Below are 3,377 nucleotides of genomic sequence, written 5' to 3' on the forward strand. Positions count from 1 at the left end.
GCCGGCACGCTGGTGCCGGTGCTGGAGCGCTTCAACCCCGATGAGCGCGCGCCCATCCACGCCGTCTATCTGGGCCGCAGCGAGCGCCTGCCGGCGCGGGTGCGCGCGGTGCTGGCCTTCCTGGTCGAGCACGTTGGCTGCGACCCTCGCTTCACGACGAAGCCGCCGCTCAATCCGCGGTGATGTGCCCGGTGTCGATCACCTTCTTCCAGCGCGCGAATTCGGTCGCCTGGAAGGCGGTGAACTGCTCGGGCGTGTTGGCGACGATCTCGAAGCCCACGTCCAGCAGGCTGGCCTTGACCTGCGGGTCGTTGAGTGCCTTGACGATGCCGTCGCGCAGCCTGGTCTTGATGTCTGCCGGCAGGCCCTTGGGTGCGGCCACGGCCTGCCAGGAATAGACGGTGACGCCGGGCAGGCCCAGCTCGGTCATCGTCGGCACCTGCGGCAGCACCGGTGAGCGTTGCGTGCTGGTGATGGCCAGCGCGCGCAGCTTGCCGGCCTTGATGTGCGGCACGGCGGTGTTGACGTTCATGAAGGTCGCGTCCACCTGGCCGCCGATCAGGTCGGACATGGCTGGCGCGCCGCCCTTGTAGGGCACATGCACCGCCTCGGTGGCCGTCTGCTGCCAGAACAGCTCGGCGGTGAGGTGGTCGCTGGTGCCGTTGCCGGCCGAGGCAAAGGTCATCTTGCCGGGATGGGCCTTCTCGTAGGCAATGACCTCGGCCACGCTCTTGAACGGCGAGTTCACCGGCACCGCCAGCACGTTGGGCGACTGCACGGCCACGGTGATGTAGTCGAAGTCCTTCAGCGCGTCGTAGCTCACGCCCTTCTGCAGGTGCGGCGCGATCACGAACGGCCCCAGCGACGCGACCAGCAGCGTGTAGCCGTCCGGCGCCGCGCGCTTGGCCTGGCCCGCGCCGATGGTGCCGGCGGCACCGGCCTTGTTGTCGACCACGAAGGTCGCGCCCAGGCTTTGCTGCAGCTGCGCACCGAGCAGGCGGGCGATGTTGTCGGTCGAGCCGCCGGGCGGGAAGGGCACCAGCAGCGTGACGGGTTTGTCCGGCCAGGCGGCCGAAGCGGGGGCGATGCAGGCGGACAGGCCGAGCAGCAGGCCGGCAAAGGTGTGCTTGAGGGTCATGCGGTGTGTCTCCGTTCGTTGTGTGTTCGGGTGAATCAGGTGCGCTGGCCGACTTCGGCGCTTTCCCTCGTCCAGGCCCGTGCCTGCTCGCTCAGGCTGATGCCCAGGCCCGGCCGCTTGGGCACCCGCATGCGGCCGCGCGCTATCTCCAGCCGTTCGTTGAACAACGGCTCCAGCCAGTCGAAATGTTCGACCCAGGGTTCGCGCGGGTAGGCCGCGGCCAGGTGCACGTGCAGCTCCATCGCGAAGTGCGGCGCTAGCATCAGGCCGGCATGATCGGCCTGCGCCGCCACCTTCAGGAAGGGCGTGATGCCGCCCACGCGCGGCGCGTCAGGCATCAGGTAGTCGGCCGCGCGGTGGCGGATCAGGTCGCCGTGCTCGGCGGCGCTGGTCAGCATCTCGCCGGTGGCAATCGGCGTGTCGAACGCGGCGGCCAGCGCGGCGTGGCCTTCGTGGTCGTAGGCGTCAAGAGGTTCCTCAATCCACACCAGGTCGAATGACTCGAAGATGCGGCACATGCGCTGCGCGGTCGGCCGGTCCCATTGCTGGTTGGCGTCCACCATGATGGGCACGCCGTCGCCCAGGTGCTTGCGCACGGCTTCCACGCGGCGGATGTCCAGCGCGCGGTCCGGCTGGCCGACCTTCAGCTTGATGCCGCCGATGCCGCGTTCCACCGAGGCCGCGGCGTTCACCAGCAGCTGTTCCAGTGGGGTGTGCAGGAAGCCGCCCGAGGTGTTGTAGCAGCGCACCGAGTCGCGGTGTGCGCCCAGCAGCTTGGCCAGCGGCAGGCCGGCGCGGCGCGCCTTGAGGTCCCACAGCGCCACGTCGAACGCACCGATGGCCTGCGTCGACAGGCCGCTGCGGCCCACCGAAGCACCGGCCCAGCAGAGCTTGTCCCACAGCTTGCCGATGTCGCTCGGGTCTTCGCCCAGCAAGGCCGGCGCAATCTCGCGGGCATGGGCGAACTGCCCCGGTCCGCCGGCCCGCTTAGAGTAGCTGAAGCCCAGGCCTTCGGCGCCCTGTTCGGTCTGCACCTCGACGAACAGCATCGCCACCTCGGTCATTGGCTTTTGCCGGCCGGTCAGCACCTTGGCGTCGCTGATGGGCGTGGCCAGCGGCAGGTAGCAGGAAGAGACACGCAGCCAGGCGATGCGGTCGTCGGCGGCCAAGGCAGGAGAAGCTGAAGCGTTCATGGGTTGGAGGCGGTTGAAATTGGTAACGTTGTCATTTTTGAGCGAGCCGCAACCGATATTCCGGTTGCTACCCGTACCATCGGTTCAATGGCACCGGTGCCGTGAAGCCGGAGCCGGATGCTGGAGCGCTCGATTGGAAAATGGTAACGTTGTCATTTTGATGCGTCAAGCGACCCGTCGAACGTGTCGGACAATGCGGCCGTCTCACGCTGCTGCCATGCCCAACGCCTCTTCCACTCCCGACGCCGCGCCCGCCTCGCCGCGTGCCGCCACGCTGCACGACGTCGCGCGCTCGGCAGGCGTCTCGCTGATCACCGCGTCTCGCGCGCTGGGCAACCCGGACCTGGTGTCCGAGAAGACCATCGCGAAGGTGCGTCAGGCCGTCGAGGCGACAGGCTACATCCCGAACCTGCTGGCTGGCGGTCTGAAGTCACGCCGCAGCATGACGGTGGCGGCGCTGGTGCCAGCCATCTCGGTCGCGCAGTTCCTGCCCACGGTGCAGACGCTCACCGAAACCCTGGCCGCTGCCGGCTATCAACTGATCCTCGGCCAGAGCGGCTACGACCATGCACGCGAAGAAGCGCTGGTGAACACATTGGCCAGCCGCCGGCCAGACGGCATCGTCTTCGCCGGGCTGGTGCATTCGCCCAAGGCGCGCGAGCAACTGCGCCGGCTCGGCACGCCGGTGGTCGAGATCTGGGACCTGAGCGAGCGGCCGGTGGACATGATGGTCGGCTTCTCACACCTCAAGGTGGGTGCCGCGGTCGCCGGCTATTTCCTGGCCAAGGGCTGGCAGCAGGTCGGCATTGCGACCGGTGACGATCAACGCGCCTCGGTCCGGCGCGAAGGCTTTCTCTCCGTCATCGGGCGCGAGGTGCCCACGGTGGTGGTGCCGGCGCCCAGCAGCCTGGCGCTGGGCCGGCGCGCTTTGGGTGAACTGCTGCAAAAGTCGCCTGGCGTGCGCGCCATCTACTGCAGCTCCGATCAGCTTGCGCAAGGCGTGCTGACCGAAGCCGCGGTGCGCGGCCTGCGCGTGCCGCAGGACC

The 3,377-nt window shown here is 68.5% G+C and carries 3 protein-coding genes and 1 pseudogene; 2 read left to right on the forward strand and 2 right to left on the reverse strand.

The window, feature by feature from the left end; translation table 11 throughout:
* Positions 1-183: pseudogene (locus tag FKP22_RS32695) on the forward strand (LysR family transcriptional regulator); the annotation flags it as partial.
* Here the strand turns inward: FKP22_RS32695 and FKP22_RS24870 are convergent.
* A complete protein-coding gene (locus FKP22_RS24870; protein ID WP_141290336.1) occupies positions 170-1,138 on the reverse strand; it encodes a Bug family tripartite tricarboxylate transporter substrate binding protein in 969 nt (322 codons plus the stop codon). The pseudogene FKP22_RS32695 and the gene FKP22_RS24870 sit on opposite strands and share 14 nt — an antisense overlap.
* A gap of 35 nt (positions 1,139-1,173) precedes the next feature.
* On the reverse strand, positions 1,174-2,331 hold the full coding sequence (locus FKP22_RS24875; protein ID WP_141290337.1) for an L-talarate/galactarate dehydratase: 1,158 nt from the start codon (positions 2,329-2,331) through the stop codon (positions 1,174-1,176).
* A gap of 217 nt (positions 2,332-2,548) precedes the next feature.
* On the opposite strand from FKP22_RS24875, the gene FKP22_RS24880 reads away from it, so the two are divergent.
* A partial coding sequence (locus tag FKP22_RS24880; RefSeq protein WP_141290338.1) for a LacI family DNA-binding transcriptional regulator occupies positions 2,549-3,377 on the forward strand: 829 nt, incomplete at its 3' end.

The sequence above is a fragment of the Ideonella azotifigens genome (assembly GCF_006519715.1).
Lineage (GTDB): Bacteria > Pseudomonadota > Gammaproteobacteria > Burkholderiales > Burkholderiaceae_C > Ideonella > Ideonella azotifigens.

Coding starts and splice junctions, on each gene's coding strand:
- FKP22_RS24870 (WP_141290336.1), bottom strand. CDS start 1,138: ATGACCCTCAAGCACACCTTTGCCGGCCTGCTGCTCGGCCTGTCCGCC.
- FKP22_RS24875 (WP_141290337.1), bottom strand. CDS start 2,331: ATGAACGCTTCAGCTTCTCCTGCCTTGGCCGCCGACGACCGCATCGCC.